17 protein-coding genes are annotated in these 23,386 nt (G+C 55.4%); 11 read left to right on the top strand and 6 right to left on the bottom strand.

Annotated features, from left to right (window positions below; all coding sequences use genetic code 11):
* Window positions 1-42 precede the first annotated feature (42 nt).
* Entirely contained in the window at window positions 43-180 is a 138-nt protein-coding gene (locus PQR63_RS08835) for a hypothetical protein (protein WP_157739212.1), read from the bottom strand.
* A 314-nt stretch (window positions 181-494) separates the two neighbouring features.
* On the opposite strand from PQR63_RS08835, the gene PQR63_RS08830 reads away from it, so the two are divergent.
* Window positions 495-4,121, top strand: coding sequence for a hydantoinase B/oxoprolinase family protein (locus tag PQR63_RS08830; protein ID WP_408167464.1), 3,627 nt, complete (start codon window positions 495-497; stop codon window positions 4,119-4,121).
* A gap of 279 nt (window positions 4,122-4,400) precedes the next feature.
* Window positions 4,401-5,948, top strand: a complete 1,548-nt coding sequence (locus PQR63_RS08825) for a methyl-accepting chemotaxis protein (protein ID WP_408167462.1) — start codon at window positions 4,401-4,403, stop codon at window positions 5,946-5,948.
* Window positions 5,949-6,029: 81 nt separating this feature from the next.
* Here PQR63_RS08825 and PQR63_RS08820 read toward each other — a convergent pair whose 3' ends face one another.
* Window positions 6,030-7,007: an aldo/keto reductase gene (locus PQR63_RS08820; protein ID WP_408167460.1), complete on the bottom strand. Its 978-nt coding sequence runs from the start codon at window positions 7,005-7,007 to the stop codon at window positions 6,030-6,032.
* A 274-nt stretch (window positions 7,008-7,281) separates the two neighbouring features.
* Between PQR63_RS08820 and PQR63_RS08815 the strand changes: the two genes are divergently transcribed.
* Window positions 7,282-7,983, top strand: coding sequence for a hypothetical protein (locus tag PQR63_RS08815; RefSeq protein ID WP_408167458.1), 702 nt, complete (start codon window positions 7,282-7,284; stop codon window positions 7,981-7,983).
* Window positions 7,984-8,066: 83 nt separating this feature from the next.
* Here PQR63_RS08815 and PQR63_RS08810 read toward each other — a convergent pair whose 3' ends face one another.
* Both PQR63_RS08810 and PQR63_RS08805 read right to left on the bottom strand, forming a co-directional pair.
* Complete coding sequence (locus tag PQR63_RS08810; RefSeq protein ID WP_408167456.1) at window positions 8,067-8,366, bottom strand: hypothetical protein; 300 nt, start codon at window positions 8,364-8,366, stop codon at window positions 8,067-8,069.
* Window positions 8,367-8,742: 376 nt separating this feature from the next.
* On the bottom strand, window positions 8,743-11,232 hold the full coding sequence (locus PQR63_RS08805) for an acyl-CoA dehydrogenase (RefSeq protein ID WP_408167454.1): 2,490 nt from the start codon (window positions 11,230-11,232) through the stop codon (window positions 8,743-8,745).
* A 437-nt stretch (window positions 11,233-11,669) separates the two neighbouring features.
* Between PQR63_RS08805 and ypfJ the strand changes: the two genes are divergently transcribed.
* From ypfJ to PQR63_RS08765, 8 genes are all read left to right on the top strand, one after another.
* Window positions 11,670-12,557 carry a KPN_02809 family neutral zinc metallopeptidase gene (ypfJ, locus tag PQR63_RS08800; RefSeq protein WP_408167452.1) on the top strand — a complete coding sequence of 296 codons (888 nt, stop codon included), beginning with the start codon at window positions 11,670-11,672 and terminating at the stop codon, window positions 12,555-12,557.
* 12 nt (window positions 12,558-12,569) lie between these two features.
* Window positions 12,570-12,953, top strand: coding sequence for an MAPEG family protein (locus PQR63_RS08795; protein ID WP_408167451.1), 384 nt, complete (start codon window positions 12,570-12,572; stop codon window positions 12,951-12,953).
* A gap of 13 nt (window positions 12,954-12,966) precedes the next feature.
* Window positions 12,967-13,236 (top strand): hypothetical protein, encoded by a 270-nt coding sequence (locus PQR63_RS08790; protein ID WP_408167449.1) that lies wholly within the window; start codon window positions 12,967-12,969, stop codon window positions 13,234-13,236.
* A gap of 64 nt (window positions 13,237-13,300) precedes the next feature.
* Complete coding sequence (locus PQR63_RS08785; protein ID WP_094562798.1) at window positions 13,301-13,519, top strand: RNA-binding S4 domain-containing protein; 219 nt, start codon at window positions 13,301-13,303, stop codon at window positions 13,517-13,519.
* Window positions 13,516-14,148 (top strand): DUF924 family protein, encoded by a 633-nt coding sequence (locus PQR63_RS08780; protein ID WP_408167448.1) that lies wholly within the window; start codon window positions 13,516-13,518, stop codon window positions 14,146-14,148. The genes PQR63_RS08785 and PQR63_RS08780 overlap by 4 nt, the downstream gene beginning before the upstream one ends.
* A 217-nt stretch (window positions 14,149-14,365) precedes the next feature.
* Complete coding sequence (pilV, locus tag PQR63_RS08775; RefSeq protein ID WP_408167447.1) at window positions 14,366-14,938, top strand: type IV pilus modification protein PilV; 573 nt, start codon at window positions 14,366-14,368, stop codon at window positions 14,936-14,938.
* Complete coding sequence (locus tag PQR63_RS08770; protein WP_408167446.1) at window positions 14,939-15,505, top strand: PilW family protein; 567 nt, start codon at window positions 14,939-14,941, stop codon at window positions 15,503-15,505.
* 1,005 nt (window positions 15,506-16,510) lie between these two features.
* On the top strand, window positions 16,511-17,308 hold the full coding sequence (locus tag PQR63_RS08765; protein ID WP_408167445.1) for a type 2 periplasmic-binding domain-containing protein: 798 nt from the start codon (window positions 16,511-16,513) through the stop codon (window positions 17,306-17,308).
* Here PQR63_RS08765 and PQR63_RS08760 read toward each other — a convergent pair.
* Both PQR63_RS08760 and PQR63_RS08755 read right to left on the bottom strand, forming a co-directional pair.
* Window positions 17,298-19,850 carry a GGDEF/EAL domain-containing response regulator gene (locus PQR63_RS08760; protein WP_408167444.1) on the bottom strand — a complete coding sequence of 851 codons (2,553 nt, stop codon included), beginning with the start codon at window positions 19,848-19,850 and terminating at the stop codon, window positions 17,298-17,300. The genes PQR63_RS08765 and PQR63_RS08760 overlap by 11 nt on opposite strands.
* Before the next feature lie 64 nt (window positions 19,851-19,914).
* Window positions 19,915-22,956: a response regulator gene (locus tag PQR63_RS08755; protein ID WP_408167443.1), complete on the bottom strand. Its 3,042-nt coding sequence runs from the start codon at window positions 22,954-22,956 to the stop codon at window positions 19,915-19,917.
* Window positions 22,957-23,386 lie beyond the last annotated feature (430 nt).

Genomic DNA, 23,386 nt, shown 5'->3' with positions numbered 1-23,386 from the left:
GATTGCTGACTGCTGATTGCTATCGACTTCTCGACTCAGGATTCATCGAACTTGCCCTGCTTGCGCTGCTCTTGCGTTGCTATTCGCCGGTGTTTGGCCGACGTCGAGGGCACGCTCAAAAATGGCGGCGGTGTCTGCGCTGGTTTGCGGTCCGCTCTTTTTTGTCTGGTTTTCATCCATTTTTTGTCTCCTTTATTTTTTTGTTGAATCCTATATGTTTCGTCGATAATATGTCAATAAATTATTAATACTAAAAACAATAAATGATCGCCAAATCATTGACGAGTTATTAGCAAAGCGCGTGCCAGTTTTTAAGAGCGATCGCCACTTCAGACGCAAACACAGACGCATCAAGGCTTTAAGGAGGATTTGACTGGTTTTCCGGTGTTTCCTCAAACAAACGTTCGATTCTTATCGCACGGTTTATGTGCAAAGTATCGATAATTCATCAACAAAAATGCACCTGAAAGTTCATTTGAGAAAGGCAATGCACCATGAATCAAGAGCAGACCAAACTGGGGGAACAACGCTGGCAGTTCTGGATTGACCGCGGCGGCACATTTACCGACATCGTTGCGCGCCAGCCGGACGGCACCTTGCTGACGCACAAACTGCTGTCTGAAAATCCCGAGCAATATAAGGACGCAGCCGTCGCCGGCATCAAGCGTCTGCTTGGACTCAAACCTGAAGAAGCGATTTCGCCGGAACAGGTGGAAGCCGTAAAGATGGGCACCACCGTCGCCACCAACGCCCTGCTTGAACGCAAGGGTGATCCGACCGTACTCGTCATCACCAAAGGATTCCGCGACGCCTTGCGCATCGCGTATCAAAATCGTCCGCGCCTGTTCGATCGCAACATCGTCTTGCCGGAATTACTGTTTGAAAAAGTCGTGGAAGTCGATGAACGCCTGAGCGCGCACGGCGACGTGGTGCAAGCGCTTGATACCGTATCGGTGCGCCAGCAACTCGCGGCTTTATATAAAGAAGGCTATCGCGCCGTCGCTATTGTGCTGATGCACGGCTATCGCTTTACCGCACACGAAGAGAAGCTGGCTGAGATCGCTGCCGAACTCGGCTATACGCAAGTCTCGGTGTCGCATGAAGTCAGCCCGATGATGAAGCTGGTCTCGCGTGGCGACACAACGGTAGTTGACGCTTATCTGTCGCCTATCCTGCGCCGCTACGTCGATCAGGTCGCCGGTGAAATGGAAGGCGTGCGCCTGCTCTTCATGCAAAGCAATGGCGGACTGACCGATGCGCATCGCTTCCAGGGCAAGGACTCGATCCTGTCCGGCCCGGCCGGCGGTATCGTCGGCATGGTGCGTACAGCGGAGACGGCCGGTTTCGACAAGATCATCGGCTTTGACATGGGCGGCACCTCAACGGATGTGTCGCACTATGCCGGCGAGTTCGAGCGTGAGTTTGAAACCCAGGTCGCCGGTGTGCGCATGCGTGCACCGATGATGAGCATTCATACGGTAGCGGCTGGCGGCGGCTCCATTCTGCATTTTGACGGTACGCGCTATCGTGTCGGCCCGGACAGCGCCGGCGCCAATCCCGGCCCGACCAGTTATCGCCGCGGCGGCCAGCTTGCCGTCACCGATTGCAATGTCATGCTGGGCAAGATTCAACCGGCGTACTTCCCCAAAGTGTTCGGCCCCGCAGCCGACGAAGCACTGGATCGCGACGCAGTGGTGCAGAAGTTCACCGAACTGGCTGATCGCATCTTTGCAGAAACCGGTAATCGCCGCACACCGGAAGAAGTCGCGGAAGGTTTCATCGAAATCGCCGTCGGCAACATGGCCAACGCGATCAAGTTCATCTCGGTGCAGCGCGGCCACGACGTCACCGATTACACGCTGACGACCTTCGGCGGCGCCGGCGGCCAGCATGCCTGCCTGGTGGCCGATGCGCTGGGCATGACGCGCGTCTTCGCCCATCCTTTCGCCGGTGTGCTGTCGGCTTACGGCATGGGTCTGGCGGATCAGACCGCCATGCGCGAACAAGCGATGGAGCTGCCGTTGACCGGCTACTCCATCAGCAAGCTCGATGCCGAGCTGAACAAACTGGCGACGCAAGCCAGCGATGATCTGTTGTCGCAAGGCGTGACGCCAACCCAGATCAATGTTCTCAAGCGCGCGCATCTGCGCTATGACGGCACCGACTCAGTGATCGTGGTGGCCTTCGGCGATATCGCGAGCATGGTGTCGCAGTTCGAGTCGGCGTACAAGAAACGCTACTCTTTCCTGATGCCGGACAAGAACATGATCATCGAAGCCATCTCGGTGGAGGCCATCGGCGTGTCCAATGATCGTGAAGAGAAAGTCGAGCAATTGCCGCCACGCGACGGCGCGCTGCTATCGACCAAAACGGTGAAACTGTTCTCCGGCGGTCAATGGCATGACACCGCGCTGTATCGCCGCGAAGACATGCGCCCCGGCGATATCGTGCATGGCCCCGCCATCGTCGCAGAGAAAAATGCGACCAACATTGTTGAGCCAGGCTGGCTGGCCGAAGTGACGCCGCTGAACCATCTGGTGATGCAACGCTATCAGGCGCGCGTGCAACGCAAGGCCATCGGTACTACTGCTGATCCGGTGATGCTGGAAGTGTTCAACAATCTGTTCATGAGCATCGCGGAACAGATGGGCCTGCGCCTGCAAAACACTGCCTTCTCGGTCAACATCAAGGAACGCCTGGACTTCTCCTGCGCGCTGTTTGATGCGCAAGGCAACCTGATCGCCAACGCGCCGCACATCCCGGTGCATCTGGGTTCGATGGGCGAAAGTATCCGCACCATCATTCGCGAGAATGCCGGCAAGATGCAACCGGGCGACGTCTTCATGCTCAACGATCCATATCATGGCGGCACGCATTTGCCGGACATCACGGTGATCACGCCTGCCTTCGACAAGGACGGCAAGGACATCCTGTTCTATGTCGGTTCACGCGGCCATCACTCGGACATCGGCGGCATCACGCCGGGTTCGATGCCGGCCAACAGCACCGTGGTGGAAGAAGAAGGCATCCTGATCAACAACTTCCAGCTGGTGCGCGCAGGCCGCTTCCTGGAACAGGAAACCGTGACTCTGCTCGGCTCCGGCCCCTACCCTGCACGTAACATCGCGCAGAATCTGGCCGACCTGCAAGCGCAGATCGCCGCCAACCAAAAGGGTGTCGACGAGTTGCTGAAGATGGTCGATCACTTCGGCCTGGAGGTGGTGCAAGCCTATATGAGTCACGTGCAGGACAACGCCGAAGAAGCCGTGCGCCGCGTCATCACACTGCTCAAGGACAGCAGCTACGATTACCCGCTCGACAACGGCGCGGTGATCAAGGTCGCCATTCGCGTGAACCATGCCGAACGCACCGCCGACATCGACTTCACCGGCACCTCGCCGCAGTTGAACAACAACTTCAACGCACCAAGTGCGATCTGCATGGCGGCAGTGCTGTATGTGTTCCGTACGCTGGTGGACGATGAGATCCCGCTCAACGCGGGCTGCCTGAAGCCGCTCAACGTGATCATCCCGGAAGGCTCGATGCTCAATCCGCGTTATCCGGCGGCAGTCGTGTCGGGCAACGTCGAAACCTCGAGTTGCATCACCAATGCACTCTATGGCGCACTCGGCGTGCTGGCCTCGGCGCCGGGCACGATGAACAACTTCACCTTCGGCAATGGCGAATATCAGTACTACGAAACCATCTCGGGTGGATCAGGCGCGGGAAAGGGTTTCAACGGCACTGATGTGGTGCAGACGCACATGACCAACTCGCGTCTGACCGATCCGGAGATTCTGGAGTGGCGTTATCCGGTCAGGCTGGAAAGCTACGAGATCCGCGAGAACTCCGGCGGCGCCGGCCAATGGCATGGCGGTAACGGCGGTGTGCGCAAGATCCGCTTCCTCGAGGCGATGACAGCATCGATCCTGTCGAACAACCGTATCGTTCCACCCTTCGGCGCGGCGGGCGGCGAGCCGGGTCAGTGCGGCCAGAACATGGTGATCCGCAAGGATGGCACGCAGGAAGAGCTGAGTTTCGTCGCCAGTACGGAGATGCAGCCGGGCGACGTGTTTGTCATCGCCACGCCGGGCGGCGGAGGTTTCGGCAAACCCGTCTGAAGTCGTTGCATGGTTATAAATAGTTTTTTCTGAGCAAGTCGTCCCTTTGCGGTATTGCCCTTCTTTCTGAAAGGCAATACCGCTTTTTTTCAGGAAAAGACTGAGGCTTTACCCGTCAATTCGATGCTTTCAAAGCCAAACGCCGTGCTAAGATTTTTCATCATAAATACGACGCCGTATCTTCGGTGAGCGTTATATAAAAACCAGAGAGACGATAAAAAAATCGTTACGCAAGAAGCATTTACTCGTCGCAGGAATAGTTAAAAAGGGGAACACGCAGTGAACAACCTGTCTTTGAAGCAGAAGCTTTGGCTTCCGCTGATTTTCTCTTGGGTCGCGCTGTTTGCGCTGTCGCTCTGGAACATTTACGAAACCAGAAATCTCCAGATCTCAGATCGCCAGCATGCGCTGGTTGATATCACGGAAATGTCCTACTCCATCGTCAGCGGGCTTGCCCAGCAAGCTGCCGACGGCAAGATGTCGGTCGACGACGCCAAGAAGATGGCCATTGCCCGCGTCGCCGACCAGCGCTATACCGGCAACGGCTACATCACGCTGGTGGGTGCCGATTCGGTAGTGGTCATGCATCCGACCAGCCCCAAACTCAACGGCAAGAACATGTACGACTTCAAGGACGCCAAGGGCAACGAGCTCTACAAGATGATCGCCGCCACCGGCTCATCCGCGGCCGGCGAAGGCTTCCTGGAATACTGGTGGCCGCGTCCCAAGGAAGAAAAAGCCAGCCCGAAGATGGGCTTCGTCAAACGCTTCAAGCCATGGAACTGGGACTTCATCGCCAGCGTCTATCAGGATGACATCCAGACCGACTTTTACCGCGCGCTGATCCGGGCCGGTGTCGTGCTGCTGATCCTCGGTGCGGTGATGTCGGGTATTGCCATACTGGTGGTGCGCAATATCTATCGCTCCATCGGTGGTGAGCCAAGCGAAGCGTCGCAAATTGCACGCAGGATCGCCGAAGGCGACCTCACCGGTGTCATTGCCGTACGCAAGGGCGACGAAGCCAGCCTGGTGTCCTCGATCGCCTACACACGCGATCGCATGGTCGATACCGTCAATAGCATCCTGAACGCAACCGGCTCGATCAAGCAATCGGTTGACGAAATCGCCAGCGGTAATATGGACTTGTCCAACCGTACCGAAGAACAGGCCAGCTCGCTGGAAGAGACTGCCTCCGCAATGGAAGAGATCACTTCGACCGTCAAGCAGAATGCCTCCAACGCCAGACAGGCCAGCGAACTCGCCGTGTCGGCCTCGGCGGTTGCCGAACAAGGCGGTAGCGTCGTGCAGCAAGTGGTGAAGACCATGGATTCGATCAATGCCTCGTCGAACAAGATCGTGGAAATCATCAGCGTGATCGACGGTATCGCCTTCCAGACCAACATTCTGGCGCTGAACGCCGCCGTGGAAGCAGCACGCGCCGGGGAGCAGGGTCGCGGTTTTGCGGTGGTGGCGTCGGAAGTGCGCAGCCTGGCGCAACGCTCGGCTGCAGCTGCCAAGGAAATCAAATCGCTGATCGACGGCTCGGTGCAGGAAGTGCGCGCCGGCTCGGATCTGGTCGGTCAGGCCGGCAAGACCATGGGTGAAGTGGTCGACAGCATCCGCAAGGTCAGTGAAGTGATCAAGGAAATTGCCGTTGCCAGCCACGAGCAAAGCGAAGGCATCGATCAGGTCAATCTGGCCATCACGCAGATGGACGAAGTCACGCAGCAAAATGCCGCACTGGTGGAAGAAGCCGCCGCCGCATCGAAGTCGATGCAAATGCAGGGCGACAATCTGGTGAAGGTGGTCAGCGTGTTCAAGCTGTAAGCGCAGGTTGCATTAAAAAAGCCCACGACCGCAAAGTCGTGGGCTTTTTATTTGTGGCGTCGATTATGTTTGAGCACTAACTCAGTACGGGCCACGAATCGCTGCATGAATCTTGTCGCGATACAGCACAGCCAGCTTCTCGTGCAGCTCGGCCGGCAAGCGTGGCAACGCCGATGCACTGGCGTTCGACAACACCTGCGCAGGCGAACTGGCACCGGGGATGATGACCGATACGGCATCGTGATCCAGGATCCAGCGCAAGGACATTTGCGCCATGTTCATGCCGGCGGGCACCAGCGCTGCAATTTCTTGCGCCAGATCGACGCCGGTCGCGAACTCCAGACCGGCGAAAGTTTCGCCGACATTGAATTGCTGGCCGTCGCGGTTGAAGTTGCGGTGATCGTCCGCCTTGAAGGTGGTCGCACGCGTCATCTTGCCGCTCAGCAGACCGCTTGCCAGCGGCAGGCGCACGATGATGCCGACGTCTTTCACCTTTGCCTTCGGCAGCAGTTCTGCCAACGGCTTCTGGCGGAAGATGTTGAAGATCACTTGCAGCGAAGTCATGCCTTCCTGCTCAAGACAAAGCAAACCTTCTTCCACGGTTTCGACGCTGGCGCCGAAGCGGCTGATCAGTCCGTCCTGGCGCAGCTCGCGCATCCAGTCGAAAATCTTGCCGTCCTTGAGTACCGCCGGCGGCACGCAATGCAGCTGTGTCAGGTCGAGCTTGTCGACGCCCAGACGGTCCAGCGAACGCTGTGTCGCGGTGCGCACGGCGTCGCGGCTGTAACCGTCGGGATAAATCGCACCGCGTCCGAGCTTGGTGGCGACGGTCAGATCCTTGTGCGATTTCAGAAACTGGCCGATCGAACGTTCACTGGCGCCATCACCATAGACGTCGGCGGTATCGATGAAGCGCACGCCGGTGGCGTAGGCTTGTGCCAGCGTTTGCTGGGCGACGTCATTGTCCCAATGATCGCCCCAGCCACCGCCGAGTTGCCAGCATCCCAGGCCGACTTCAGGAATGGTGAGGCCATCGCTGGCGAGCTTGCGTGTTTGCATGAATTGTCCTTGTTGTTGAAACCACTGAATGTGCTGCCGATGTGCAATCAGCGCGGAGGCGGCTATGGTATGTCCGCTGCGGCGCGCTTTCCAATGAATTATTTGCCGCGGTGAATACGTTTTTTGGCATCGCTTGCCACGGGTAAACGCCCGCGCGAACAGGATTCCTCGCGGCAAGTCGGCATGGTACATTTATCTGCGAGCTTGTGCAGGCGGTATGAACAAAACCGTTTGTCCACGCTGACTACATAAAAATCAAATTGGGGAAAATCAGATGACAGCTTTCGGTGCGGCGCGTTTTTCACGCTCATTCAGACTCGGCCTTCCTGTGCTGCTGGTCGGTGCGGCGGGCTTGATTGCCACGCCTGGCTGGGCGCAAGAGACGAGCGGTTCCAGCACGCCCTTCGATGCAACGCTATTTGCGCAACAGGCAGCAACCAAGGGGGTTGTATTGATGTCTGCCGACTGGAGCAGGCATTGGGGTTGTGCCCGCTACGAGAATGCACAATTGCAATTCCTTGCGTTTGATAAGGACGGTGCGCAGAAAACATCCCCTGACGGACAATGGGATGTGCTGATCAAGGATGGATCGATTTTTCCGTCGAAGAAGAATTACGGCAATTACGCCTTCATCGTCGAGCCGGGTGAATATCTGCTGACCGGATTCCGCATCAAATTAGGCAAATCCGTCAGTAACGTCGGCAACTTCTACGGCGACCGCAAGAACATGCTGGAGAACGGTAAGTCGAAGGGCGGCAGCTTTACCGTCGCAGCGGGAGAAGTCGTCTACATCGGGCACTTCAGTCTCGATTGCGCCAAGGCACCTATGCCCTGGCGCTTCTATCCCGAAACACGCGAAGATTTCAATAAGTATCTTGGTGAAATCCAACAGGAATATCCGGGTATCGAAAAGGACAAAGTGCAGTTTCGCTTATTCGACACCAGGATCATGGGATATCCATTCAGCCTGCCTTGATATGGAAAGACTCTTACGACGCAAAAAAGGCCGGTATCTCTACCGGCCTTTTCTTTCAACCTGATCAGCGATTATCCAGTCGATTAACGCGCGAAGAGTGCAATCACACCATACACAAACCCGGCAAACGGCCCGACCACGACAATCGTGACCAGCAGCACTTCGGCCAGCACGTAGGCGATGGCGCCGGCGGCGATGCTGGACAGATAGGCAGTAGCGTCGAGCGCACCAGGCACGAACAAGTTGATCAGCGCCAGTACGATGGCGGCGATGCCAAGACCGAAGATGACGCGGAATTTGGTTGGGCGGTATGGGTTCAGCCAGCGGAATGGCGGCGCGACGTCAGGTGAGCTGGAGGGCAAGCTGTTGGAGGATGTAGTCATGACAATACCGGATTCAGACAGAGAACAAATTAAAACGACGTCGCGTACGCATTACATGAAACGCCGAATAGACAAGTACACAGCCATTATAAGCCTTTGCTGCATATCGACCAAGGCGGCAGGCCGTGACTCACGGTCAATTTAATCGGAACAACCGACCTCCTTCTCAGGTTTTTCAGCAAAATATTGCTGAGTTTGCAATCGGCGTCGCTTACATCGAATATCAAATGACCGTCATCCTGACGAAAGTCAGGATCCAGCGTCGTATCGACCGTCTTCACGACACTGGGTCCCAGCGTTCGCCGGGACGACGGCCAGAGATGAAACTGGCGCCAACTGAGTTGCATGGCCGTCTCTGCCTTGCACTTCACTTTACTCAAGCGCTTCTGATCAATACCGGTTCTTGTGGCTTTTGCAACGCCTTGCCCATATCGAGATCGGGGCCAAAATCGTCCACTTGTACCGTGATGTCGCCGTAGTGTGCGAAGTCATCCAGCACCAGACGCTCGTCGGCATTGATCAGGCCCTGCTCCATCGCACGTGCATTCCAGCGCCGCATTTCAATCAGGCTTTGCGGTATCGGCGGCAATACGCCGTCCTTGATGGATTGCTTGAGGCGCGTCTCGATTTCATGCACCTGCGGCAGCAAGTTGAACGCGCGCTCGCCGCTGCCCAATGGATCGGTTTCGGCATCGGGCTGATAGACGTCAGCCACGAGACGATCGCGCGATGCGCCGGGTGTCTGCATGGCGACCGCGACTGCGCCGGCAAGCCGATCCGATGGCTTGCGATACGACAGGCCCAGTGGAAACATCCAGATACGCAACGCCAGCGAGATAAATGGATTGGGGAAGTTGTCGAGCACTTCAAGCATCGCTTCCTGGGCGCGATAGAGGGCATCCTGCACCGACCATTCCAGATACGGCAGGTCATCGCGCTGGCGACTGTCGTCTTCGTAGCGCTTGAGCGTGGCGGAGATGAGATAGAGCTGCGACAGCACATCGCCCAGACGTGCCGAGATCCGTTCACGGAATTTCAACGAGCCGCCCAATACCAGCATCGATACATCCGTCAGCAAAGAGAAGCACGCCGACATGCGCGACACGGCGCGGTAGTAGACGCGAGTTTCTTCTGCGGCATTGGTCGGCGCGCCTGCCAGCAGCCCTGCGCTCAGGCCGAACACCAGCGAGCGCGCCATGTTGGCGGCAACGAAGCTCAGATGGCCGAAGAAAGCCTTGTCGAAATCTCCCAGCGCGCGGTCATGATCGGTGTCGTTGGCGGCGGCCATTTCCTTGAGCACATAAGGATGGCAGCGGATTGCGCCCTGCCCGAAAATGATCAGGCAACGCGTCAGAATATTGGCGCCTTCCACCGTGATGGCAATCGGAATCTGCTGATACACGCGCGCCAGGAAATTGCCCGGCCCCATGCAGATGCCCTTGCCGCCGATAACATCCATACCGTCGTTGACGACGATACGGCCGCGTTCGGTGACGTGGTATTTGGAGATCGCCGAAATCACCGACGGTTTCTCGCCGGCATCGACCGCCAGCGATGACATGCGGCGCGTGGCGTCCATCATGTAGAGATTGCCTCCCATGCGCGCCAAGGCCTCCTGAATGCCTTCGAACTTCCCGATCGCGATCTTGAACTGGCGGCGCATGGCGGCGTAGGCGCTGGTGCCGCGCACCGCCATTTTAGAAAATCCCACGCTGGACGACGGCAGTGAAATGGCGCGGCCTGCCGCCAGACATTCCATCAGCATGCGCCAGCCTTTGCCGACCTGCGCCTGTCCACCGATCACCCAGTCAAGCGGGATGAAGACGTTGTCGCCGGAAGTCGGGCCGTTCTGGAATACGGCGTTCAGCGGCCAGTGACGGCGGCCGGTGACGACGCCGGGATGCTTGGTCGGAATCAGTGCGCAGGTGATGCCGGGTTCCGCATTGCCGCCCAGCAGATGATCCGGATCAAGCGCACGGAACGCCAGGCCGAGTACGGTGGCGACCGGCGCCAGCGTGATGTAGCGCTTGTTCCACGTCACGCGGAAACCCAGCACTTCTTTACCTTCATGCATGCCCTTGCAGACGACGCCGACATCGGGAATCGCTGCCGCATCAGAACCGGCGTAAGGGCTGGTCAAGGCGAAGCAGGGAATTTCTTCGCCACGCGCCAGGCGTGGGAGGTAGTGATTCTTTTGCTCTTCGGTGCCGTAGTGGAGCAGCAATTCCGCCGGTCCCAGTGAGTTGGGCACCATCACCGAAATCGCCGCAACCGAACAACGCGAGGACAGCTTCATGATCACTTGCGAGTGCATGTAAGCGGAGAATTGTTTGCCGCCGTATTGCTTCGGAATGATCATGCCGAGGAAGCCCTTGTCCTTGACGAATTGCCACGCCTCCGGCTGCAGATCCTGCCAGGCAACCGTGGTGTCCCAGTCGTTGACCATGGCGCAGAGTTGCGTGACTTCGTTGTCGAGAAAAGATTGCTCTTCCGCCGTCAATGTCGGCGGTGGCAATTGCATGAGCTTGTTCCAGTCGGGCTTGCCGGAAAACAGATCGGCATCCCACCAGACGGTACCGGCCTCAATGGCGTCGCGTTCGGTATCGGACATGCTCGGCAATATCTTGCGGAAGACGTCCAGTGCCGGGCGCGTGATCAGCGTCTGCCGCACCGACTTGATGGCGATGAGCAGTGTCGGCACGCACAAAATGATCGCCAGTAATATGCAGACGATGGCGTTGGCCTGATCGGTGACGCCGCCTACCCATATCCAGGCCAGTTCAGCCACCAGCCAGGTCCATGCGCCGACACGCATCATCATCAATGCAAGGGCGCCTGCTACGAAAACAACGAGCCATAAGATCATGAGAGTCTCCCGTTCGAAATTGCTGTTATCTGCATGACAACACTACAACATCAACAGATGAGATGTATGGCGCAGGCAGTCATGCTGCTTATGGTGCAAAGAACGATGCAAACGAGGATGCTATAACAACGCAAAATACAGAACGCTGCGTGCCAAACGCTGCGTACCAGGCACTGAGCGCAATGAGCGCATTGAGATATTCCCACAGAAGTTGCGATTGTGAAAACCTTTGCAGCACATCACCGTGCCATGCTGCCGCATCCTGCCGCACTTATCTTGATGACCGCATTTCTCCGCAGAAATTCATTCTTTTCCTGTTTGCGGCGATATGGGCACGCGGAAACCATCTCGCCGGGCACGAGTCCATTACAATCTCGCTTAAACGACGAATTCAGCAGTAACTCGGCAGCACATCAGCAGCAATCAAGGAATCAATCATGAAATGGGAAGGCAATCGCGAAAGCGACAACGTTGAAGACCGCCGTGGCGAAGATGGCGGTGGCGGAGGTGGTGGTTTCTCCTTCGGCGGCCGTTCGATCGGACTGGGCGGCATCGCCGTGGCGCTGGTGGCGTCCTACTTTCTCGGCATCAATCCACTGACCGTCATCAACATGCTGAGCGGCGGCGGTGGCCAGATTGCACCGGTGCAGCATTCCGCGCCTGCCCACAAGCCGCCGCCGGATGACCAGATGGCGCGCTTCGTATCGACCGTGCTGGCCGATACCGAAGACACCTGGGGTGAAATCTTCAAGGCCGGAGGCGCGACCTACGTTCGTCCGAAACTGGTGCTGTTCTCCGGCAGCACGCCAACCGCCTGCGGCACCGGCCAGACCGCCACCGGCCCGTTCTATTGCCCCGGTGATCAAAAAGTCTATATCGACCTGAGCTTCTACAAGTTGATGCAGCAGCGTTTCAACGTGACCGGCAATTTTGCGCAAGCGTATGTGATCGCGCATGAAGTCGGACATCACGTGCAAAATCTGCTGGGCATCTCCGGGAAGGTCGACAAGGCTCGCCGCAACATGTCAGAGAAACAGTCGAATGCGCTTTCGGTGCGACTGGAATTGCAAGCCGATTGTTTTGCCGGCGTCTGGGCCAATCACGCCAATGAGGCGCGTCACATCATCGAACAAGGCGACATCGAAGGCGCCCTCAACGCGGCGTCGGCCATCGGCGACGATGCGCTGCAACGTCAGGCGCGCGGCGAAGTGGTGCCGGACTCTTTCACGCATGGCACCTCGGCGCAACGCGTGAACTGGTTCAAGCGCGGCATCACGCAAGGCAAGGTCAGCGCCTGCAATACTTTTGAAGCCAAGACACTTTAAACGAGGACATTCGTGCATATTTCCTACTGGTGTATTTTGATCGCAGGCTTGCTGCCGATCCTGACGATTGCAGTCGCTAAATATGGCAAAAGGGATTTTGACAATTCCGAACCGCGCGCGTGGCTGGACAAACAAACCGGCCTGCGCCGCCGCGCCGATTATGCGCACCGCAATCATTTTGAAGCACTGCCCTTCTTTGCCGCCGCCGTGCTGGTGGCGCAGCAAACCGGCGCTGCACAAACATGGATCGACGGCCTGGCGATGGCGTTCATCGCGGCACGTCTGGTCTACACGGCGCTTTATCTGAACGACTTGCCGAGCTTGCGCTCGCTGTCCTGGATCGTCGGCTATGCCTGCGTCATCGGCTTGTTCGTCGCCTCTGCCTTACACTCTTGATCTTACCTTCGCCATGAGCAACGCCAGCATCCAAACCCTGCACGACGCACTCAACTCCCTGCGCGACGGCGACATCAATGTTGCCGCCTTCTGCACCGCCTGGCGCGCGCAAAGCGATTTGCTCAAGCGCCTGCCGCCACGCTATGAAGAAGTCGCAGAAGACCTGCTCGGCCGCCTGGAAGCAGGCAGCCTGTTCACCGAAGAAAGCTGCTCTTTCAGCCAGGAAGACCTGCTGAACAACCTCGCCGTGTGGCTGCACAAGGCCGAGAAGACACTCGTTTGATTTTTATTGAAGTACTTTATTGAAGCATTGTTGAAGCGTCTTTGAAGCATCTATTAAGGTTGATATGCAACACCTGGAATTCCAACTGCAAGGCCCCTACGTCGAACTGAACCAGTTGCTGAAGCTTGTCGGACTGTGCGACAGCGGCGGCGCCGGCAAAGCTATCGTCGCCGACGGCAACGTCAAGGTCGACGGCAGACAGGAGCTGCGCAAGACCTGCAAGATCACCGCCGGCCAGACCGTGGCGCTGGGCGACGTGCGTATCCGCGTGCTGGCAGAATGAGTACGCCGGAAAATATCAGCGCCATCCTGGCGTTCTGGTTCGGTGCCGACGGTAGTGGTACGGATGCCGCTATTGCCACCGTCGCCGGTCGTCAATCGGCACTGTGGTGGGGCAAGGATGCCACCGTCGATCAAGATATCAAATCGCGCTTTGAAACCGATCTGCTGGCCGCCGCCGGCAACCAGCGCGACGACTGGGCCGACACGCCACAAGGCATGCTGGCGCTGATCCTGCTGCTGGATCAGTTCTCCCGCAATATGTATCGCGATACGGCCAAGGCGTTTGCCTTCGATGCGCTGGCGCAGCAATGTTGCCATCTCGGTCTGGCACAGGGTTTCGACCAGCAATTGTCACCGCTGCAGCGAGTCTTCTTTTACCTGCCGCTGGAACACTCCGAAGATCTCGATGATCAGGAATATTCCGTGCAACTGTTTCGCGCACTGGCCAAGCAAAGCGTCAAGGACGATCCGGCCTGCAAGGCAAGCGTGGACAACTACCTGAAGTTTGCAGACCAGCATCACGCCATCATTGAACGCTTCGGTCGTTTTCCACATCGCAATGCCATTCTCGGACGCCCGCCCACCACGGAAGAGACCGCGTTTTTGAAGGAACCGCATTCATCTTTCTGAATGCGCGCGCGGTACTGGCATGCCGCCGCTCCTCCTCCACCTTTCTTTCACATCTTCGCCTTCAATATCGATATTGAAGGCGAAATATCTTCACGAGAACCTGGCAAAAGATTTTAGGTAACGCAGATATTGCGTGCTGCGGCTATCGTAGGGCGCAGTTTCAGCTTGTTTGCCGTCGAAACTCCCTCACAATCTTGGCTTTTTACATGACCTCGCCATGCGCCTCCATGTGAACAAGTCCAGCGCTCAATCGCGGGAAAGCGGTTTTACCCTCATCGAAGTATTGGTCGCCGTCGCGATCCTGGCGCTAGGCGCAAGCGGTGTCGCCGCGATGCAATTGCGCGCCTTGCGCATGACACAGCAAAGCGGATTTCAAACCACGGCGACACAACTGGCTGTCACCTTGGCAGACCTCATGCGCACTGATCCTGAGTTGGCCAGATTGCCCGGCAGCCCGTATCTGTTTTCTTATCAGGCTGATGCGATGGCAAACAATACCCCCTCTTCTCTCGCCTGCATGCAGCACATCTGCGACGGCGCCACCATGGCGACGGCAGAAGTACAGCGATGGCAACTGCAATTGCAGCAAGCACTTCCGCAGGCAAGAGCCGTCGTTTGCCACGACAGCAATCCCGCAACGGCGAACAGACTGCAATGGTCTTGCGATCACGCAGCCAATGCCGCGATCGTCATCAAGATCGGCTGGTCGGCAAGAGAACCCGTCTCAACCAGCGCTACCTCTGTAGCTAAAGAACCCTCTCCGCACATTGCTATCGCTGTCGCTATCTGAATGCGCCAAGGTCGACAAACTGGTTTGAGCCTGATCGAACTCATGATTGCCATGGCGCTTGGCATGGCTGTAGCTCTTGCATCACTGGCTTTGCTCAACGCGGCCAAATCCAGCTATGTCGCCGTCAGCGATGGCGCACTCATGCAAGACAATGGACGTTACACACTCGACGTCTTGAGCCGCGCGATCCGGCAGGCTAACTTTGTGCCTTACGATCATCCGGCATTTACAGATTTCCCTTCGCTGGACACAAAATTGCTTCAACCCGGTGTTTCTGGACTAGATAACGCCAGACTCGGCGACCAGACAATCGCTCTCACTGTGCCAATAGAGAACACGACGAACTACAACAGCGATGTGCTTGCGATCCGCTATTTCGGTTCCGGAGCTGGCCATAAGGCGGATGGCAGTATCCTGAATTGCGCTGGTTTCGCCGTGGCAGCGCCTGCCAATGCAGCGATGATCGAGACGCCTGTCAAAGCGAACAATGAGCGCGGCTGGAGCAATTTCATTCGGAACTCAAAATGTTATATGACCATAGCAATTCTCAATTTTATGGTCATATAGCAAAGAAAGCATACCACCTCTGGGTTTCCACTTGCAATTTAGCGCGCTCTCAGAGCAGAGACGCACAGTGGAGCAGCTCCGAGCACTATTTCTCCAGACATCTCTGTCCACGTGATTGGGACGACGACCAGCTGGCGCGATCTGCCGCATTTGCGAAGTTTGTGAGTATCCGCACTAATGTTGCCGCATAAACGCATATCCATCGAGGAGTAACACTCACAAGGCCTAAATCTGCGCGTGAACTTCTCGTAGCTCAACTTTCCGATGCAGCACGCGCTGAGTATAGGCAAGATCCTAAGACTGGCTTATCTTATTGGGTAAATCACGCGTTACGTGTGAGTAGAAAAGATGGGCGGCAAACGACTTTATGGGTCGACATAGATGACGCAACTCGGCCGCAAATGTTGTTGTCGCTGACAAACCGACGACAACAGATGGTGGGTGATGCTGTTCACTTGAAAATTGATGAGATGATGTGGAATGACCATCTCCCTCATGAAAATCCAATTCAATTGGTGATGGACTTCTCGGAAGACGTCGAAGAACGACTGAATTCGCCGGGATTCGGTGCAAATGACTCCGCCGCCTAGCCTGAGGTGAGGCTAACCGCGCTGACTGCCTTAACCGGACAGCCAGCTATCTTTAAATTTCGTCAACGGAGTCTGTACATAATTTTGTGTAAAAACGTAAAACAGCGGAAAATTCGTGTGTAGGGAGGCCCTTCCCGATGTCGAGAAAATTGAATACAGCTTGATCAGAGAGGTCGATTTTTCGATGAGTTAAAATTTTCTACGTTTTTACACAGTCGCGGCCAAAAACGAACCTGGTGAAGAAATATTTATGTAGCAAATGACGTCAAAAATACGCCAATAGATTGTGGGTACTAGTATGGTGCAAGATAAATCTACCTAGCGTAGGCTGACTCACGGTGGCAGGCGGTGGGAAGATGTTCTCACAACGAGAGCCTTCCATTTCTCTTACCAATTTTTTCTCGATGGAACCTACGTGAGTGTATATAAAACTGGCGCATTTTTGAGATCAGCGATGTTCCTGCTGTGCATCTCAACTGCTGGGATCGCCCTGGCTCAAATCAAAGTCCGCGTTGCGACCGAGCCTTGGGATCAAATTGTGTATCTGGACGATACGGGGGAACCCAAAGGCGCAATTGCTGATTTCATACGCAAAATGAACGACGTTCAAAGCAAATTTCATTTCGAATTGAACGTCTATCCCCGATTGCGTCTCGACACCGTTTTTATGGAAAAAGAAGCAGATGTGTATCCACTACGGACGACCGCGTGGACCAATCCGGCGCTCGGACTGCTGCCGACGAAGACCATTTTATTCAGCGGCGATGTCTATTTTTCGAAACGCCACAATCGTTTCGGCGGTACCAAAGTTTTTGATAACCTGACGAAAAAAAGTATTGTAGGAGTACGGGGCTACCACTACCGGATATTCAACAATAATTCTGATGAAAACTATATCAAGAGCAACTTCAATGCCTATCTTGTCGCCACCAATAAGGCGGTGGTCCAATTCGTCATGGCCGGTCGCGCCGATGTCGGCATCGTTCCTGAAGTCATCATCGCCAAATATCTCGCAGACCCCAAAATACAGGGAGAGATCATCGTAAGCGAGAAATTTGATTCGCGTGTGGACCTGTCAAATCTAGTCAGGCGAGATGGACCGATTTCAGTAAAAGAAATGGATGCCATCATCGATCTTCTTAGCAAATCTGGCGCTGTGACGGAACTGCGGTCCAGTCTCATCGGCCGTCAAGATGCCTCGGTTAAAAAATAGGTTTCCGCTTACTGAAATCGGCGAGGAACTTGCTGATTTCGTCGTCCGGGAGCGGCTTGCTGACAAGATAGCCTTGCATGACGTCACAGCCCAGGTCGCGTAAATAATGTGCCTGGTCGCTATCCTCAACCCCTTCGGCAATTACTTCCAGTCCGAGGCTTTTCCCTAGCGCAATGACGGCCTTAACGATACCTGCGTTGCTGCTATTTTTCATCATGTCGCGTACGAAAGACATGTCGATTTTCAGCTTGTGTACCTTGAGCTGTTGAAGATAGGAGAGCGAGGAATAGCCGGTGCCGAAATCGTCGATCGACAGACTTACTCCGAGTGCCCGTAGGTCTGCTAAGGACTGAAATGACAGTTCGCGTTCGAGCATCACAAAGCTCTCCGTGATTTCAAGCTCCAGCTGTTCTGGCGCCACGCCCGTCTTCTCCAACGTCGACGTTACCGAGTCGAGCAGGCGTCCGCGACTCAACTGTACGGCTGAGATATTTACCGCCGTGTGGCGCGGCGCCAATCCAGCGTCGGTCCAGCGCCGAATCTGGCGACAGGCCGTTTGCAAAATCCAGTCGCCCAACTCAACAATCAGGCCACATTCTTCGGCAAGCGGGATAAAGACGCTTGGGGGGACATTGCCGCGTACCGGATGAGTCCAGCGGATCAGCGCTTCCAGCCCGACCAGTTCACTACTGCGCAGATCGACCTGCGGCTGGTAGCTGAGGGAAAACTCGCCGCGCTCCAGCGCACCGCGCAAATCCGCTTCCAGCGCCAGTCGCTCCTTGGCCCGGCGGCTCATTTCCGGGGAGAAGAAGCGCAGGCTGCCATGTCCCATTGCTTTTGCCTGGTGCAAGGCGGCATCGGCGTTGCTCTGCAGAGTCTCCACGTCCAGTCCGTCAGTCGGATAGAGAGCAATCCCGATCGACGCGCCCACATAGGCGCTATTGCCATCGAGTTGATACGGACTGGACAGAATATCGATGATGCGCTGGCCAAGCAGATCGACACCGGGTCCATTTTCCTCCAACTCCAGTATCACGTTGAACTCATCGCCACCTACTCGGGCAATCGCATCGATGCCGGGCAGGAAATCACGCAAGCGCGTTGCGACCTCGACTAGCAAACGGTCGCCCGCACGATGTCCTAGACTTTCATTGATGGTCTTAAAATTATCAAGATTGATGAACAACAGCGCAAACTCGGATTGAGTGTGTTCAGCTTGTTTGGAGGCATGGAGCAACAGCTCCGCAAACAAGGCCCGATTCGACAAGCCAGTCAAAGGATCGCGATGCGTGAAGAAATCGAGCCGCTGTTCAGCCTGGCGCCGTTGCGTGATATTCGCATAAGAGCCGCGCCAACCCAACAGTTGCCCTTCGTCGTTTATCACCTGCTTTGCGGTGTGCTCGATCCAGCGCTCACCACCATCGCGGTGACGAATACGCAAGGCCAGCGGCATAAACGCTTCTTTACCGCAGTTTGGACCGAATTCAGCCCAGGCTGGCAAATCTGCCGGCGCTATGATTTTCTCCATCAATCCAGGCTCGCTGAAAAAATCTTCGGGGACATACCCTGAGATCTCGACGCAGGCGGGCGAAACATAGAGATAACTACCATCGGGGGCAAGCCAGTACTCCCAGTTGGGTGAGTAGTCAGCCAAGACGCGATATTTGTCCTCACTCTTCTGAAGCATCGCCGTACGCTGCCCGACTAGCCGTTCAAGATAACGGCGCAAGCGGCCTAATTCGAGATGCATACGCACGCGTGCGCGTACCTCATCTACATCAAAAGGCTTGGTAATGTAATCAGCTGCTCCGAGTTGAAAAGCCTTGAGTTTGTCCTCTTTAGAGTCGGCCACCGTGACAAATATGATAGGAATCCGGCTGCGCTCCGGCAACGACTTGATATGCTCACAAACCTCATACCCTCCCAGCCCCGGCATCAGAATGTCGAGCAAAATTAAATCCGGTGGTGACTCGCTCTGCACAATATCGAGCGCCTTCATGCCGGAACTCGCGACAACGACGCGATAGTCATCCCGTAACACCTCGAGAAGGCCGTGTACGTTTGCGGGGACGTCGTCAACCAGCAGGACGCTTGGCACAGGTGCGGGGTCGACGTCGGGCCCGTTGTCAAACAAGGCCGGTCCTTCCCTGTAGCGTTGAAGAGTGAGCTGGGTGTTGACGCGCAACAGTAGCATTTCAGGATCTACAGGCTTGGTGATGTAGTCGGCGACACCAAGTTCCAGACCTCCTGCAATATCGGCGGCATCGCTCAGAGCACTTATAAAGATGACCGGGATATGGGCTGTCGCAGGATCCGACTTCAGCGTTGACAATACCGAGTAGCCGTCCATGCCCGGCATCTTAATATCGAGCAAAATCAATTCCGGCTGGGGTATCCGGCGTGCAATTTCAATAGCCTTTTCCCCCGATGTTGCTGCCATCATGGTGTGATTCACCTTCAAAATATTCATCAGAAGATGCAAGTTTTCCCGAACATCATCGACGATCAGAATACGGGGGCGATGCTGGTTTGATCGGCTCATGTGCGGTTCCAAATCCATTGTTGTGCGTATTCCCTTGGGGGATTCCTACAAACTAAAGAGAGCATCATTGTGTCTCTGCCAACAGACGCTGGCGCAATGCGATGACCAGCCGAACCGCCTTGCTTGTGTCAAATGCGTCAGCGCATACCGCTATTTCGTTAATTGCTGCGGCAACCCGCGTCCCGACCGAGCCGGCGTGCAACTCCGCCAGTAATGATTCGGCTCTTCCAAGATCATATTCAAGCGCCGTTTCCAGTTCTTCGATGAGTGCGATCAAAGATGCCTGTGACAAGCTTGCGCTGGACGTATCCGGCGCCGCCGCGGCAGTGCGGGCGATGCTATCGATCTCCACCGTCAAGCTGCTGAGCAGGTTACGCATTAATGTGATTTCGTCATCGATGGGTGCCTCCCCATCCTTGAGCCGGCTATTTATCGTTACCAACTGAGCATGCAAGGACATGGCACCGATATTGCCGGTCACGCCGATCAAGGTATGACAAAAACGCTGTGCGTTTGCATGATCCCCTGCCGATAGCATGGCGCTTAGCTGAAGACCTGCATCTCCGTAACTTTCTCGAAACCGCTGCAATTGCTTACGATACGCATCCGCTTTACCGCCCATACGACGAATGCCTGCCTGTGCATCAAGACTGGCCAGATCGAGTAAATCTGCAGGACACGGAATCTGCGCCGGTGCCATCGCAAGCAGCCTGTCGGCATCACTTCGCTTAGCAGGAAATCTGATCCAGCGTGCCAGCGTGGCGATCAGCCGATCCGGCTCGATAGGCTTAGTCACATGGTCATTCATGCCCGCAGCATGGCTCTGCTCCACATCATGCGCCATTGCCAGGGCGGTCATGGCAATGACGGGTAAATCAATAAAACGTCGACCGTCGGCCTCCGAAGAGGCCAATGCGCGGATTCGACGCACAGCTTCAAGTCCGTCCATCACAGGCATCTGGATATCCATCAATACAACATCGTATTGTTTTTGACGCACCATATCGACGGCTTCTTCGCCATTGACCGCTTCGTCAATCTGCATTCCCTCGCCGCGCAACAACTCGCAGGCGAATTCGCGGTTAATATCATTGTCTTCAACCAAGAGCAGATGCGCACCCGCGAGACCGTATGATATTGTCCGACGACGCGAGCGTTGTTGCTCTTCATTTTCAAAAATGCGCTTGCGACCAAGCACCGATAGTATGGCGTCAAGCAAAGTCGAGGGCGAGACCGGCTTGATGAGAAAGCCGTCTACCCCCGCTTGCTGGGCCAGCTGGAACACATCTTCGCGGCCATACGCAGTCACCATGATCACTTTCGGTGTGGATGCAAGGCGACTGTCACGGCGCAGCAACCGGGTGACTTCATCACCGTTCATTCCAGGCATACGCCAGTCAATGAGGACGAGGTCAAAAGCCTGATTCGCCGCCGAGAGCATGTCCAATGCCTGTTCTCCGCTCACGGCCACCTCGACGTCGAGGTGCAGGAAACGCAGCATCTCCGTCATGATTTCGCGCGCCGGTACGCTGTCGTCAACGACGAGCACCCTGAGTCCTTTCAGCATCGGACCTACCTGATCAATCAAGGCTAGCTCAGTCAGCTGTCCAGATTTTGTCAATGCAAACGTCAGTTCAACGCATATGGTGGTACCACGCCCAGGTTCGGACTGCGCCAGCCAGATACGTCCGCCCATCAATTCGACCAACTCTTTACTGATGGCCAACCCCAGTCCGGTGCCGCCAAAACGACGTGTCGTGCTTTGGTCAGCCTGAGTAAATTTTTCAAACAAAACTTGCTGGACTGGCTCGGACATTCCGATACCAGTATCGCGCACCAACATTTCTATAGTGATATGACTGTTCTCCTGCGAGACCGAACGAAACCGCAATTCAACCTCGCCTTGCTCGGTGAACTTGATCGCATTTCCGCACAAGTTCAGCAGAACCTGTCCCAAGCGCAGAGGATCACCAACCAGCGTATTCGGCATAGTCGGATCATAGCGGATGAGAAACTCAACACCTTTCTGTTCGGCCTGATAGGAAATTGCATCGGTGAGTTGTGCCAGTACGGAGTCAAACGAGAATGAAATTTTTTCGATCTCAAGTTTTCCCGCCTCAATCTTTGCGAAATCAAGAATATCGTTGATGAGTGCGAGCATGGACAGCGCCGCTGTCCGAGCTTTGCTCAGGTAGTTTTGTTGTGCCGACGACAATTCCGTTTTTAGGGCGAGATAAAGCATCCCCAGAATCGCACTCATCGGTGTGCGGATTTCATGGCTCATGTTGGCTAGGAATTGTCCTTTTGCCAAATTAGCAGCCTCCGCGACATCCTTGGCCTGCTGAAGCTCGGCAGTGCGCTCTGCGACCATTTTCTCAAGGTTATGGTTCATTTCCTTGAGTTGCTGCATCGATTTGTAGAGCTCGAAGTGACTGAGGTTCAGAGCCTTCACAAGCTGGCCCAGTTCGTCTCGATACGGATAGACTATTCTCTCGGCTTCCGTCACGCTCTGATTGGCACGCCACCGTGCGATCGCGTGCGCCACTTCAGTCACGCTGTCTGATAACCGGTAGCTGATGGCCCAGTAAAATAGTATCCACAAGAACGTGCTGGTAAGCACTGAGGTGAGCAAAACGTTAAAGAAGCTGTATTTGATGCGGTCCCATAATACGGTGCGATTGGTATACAGGCTAAGTTTGCCAATTTGAAGCTGTCTATTGTCGCGCTCCATATGGCGTAGCGGAACTGCCACCTCCTGATATTGGGACGTTGGATGGGTTTCTTCGGTATCCGCCACTGCGGGACGATCGCCATCACCGACAACCTCAATGTCAGCCGAGTTGCTTATCCGGGCGCCGGTGACGATAGCATTTTGACGCACTCCGCTGACAATACTTGAAAGGCGTGCGGAGTCGAGTTCCCACAAGGCTTGCGTGACACTGGGTTCGATTGTGCGCACCAGGGATGCCAAGTCTTCTGCGATAGCTTTACTGATCGAGACATATTGGATCCCCATCTGCAGCATGGTCATGCTTACCACCAACAACAAGTACCACGGCAACATTGTGTTGAGCAGACGACGAGCCAGCGTTTGCGTAGTGAACATTCGCACCCCATGTAAGAGCAATCTATGCTGCAAACTGGCGCTTGAGAAACAATCTTATTCTGATTATTTGAAGCAACACCCAGCGTTTCTTGGAACTTATTCTATTCGAGCAATTTGTTGTTAAGCAAGTAATGCTTGTTAGCTTCCATTCAGTTTGTCGTTAGCACGCTCAACAAATTGAGCCCACAGGACAGCCGGAATCGGCTAGGAGCAGTTGTACAAAAATCCCAAAGTAGTGAATATTAAACTCGAGGGACCTTTCCCTTATTGTCTTCAGAAAAACTTACCCTACTTTTTATGACAAGCTCATCTTGAAGGCCGTCAAAAAAGCGACTTTATCCCAGGCGCCCCGAGTACCAGGGAGCGACTGGCGCAACTGTGCCGTTTCCTTGGCGTAGGTGGCCACTTCATCGTGCAGGGCAATTACACC

This window comes from Herbaspirillum rhizosphaerae, from assembly GCF_046025915.1.
Taxonomy (GTDB): Bacteria; Pseudomonadota; Gammaproteobacteria; order Burkholderiales; family Burkholderiaceae_D; genus Herbaspirillum; species Herbaspirillum rhizosphaerae_A.
Note: the sequence above shows the minus strand (reverse complement) of the source record. Positions and strands in the feature narration are given on the sequence as shown.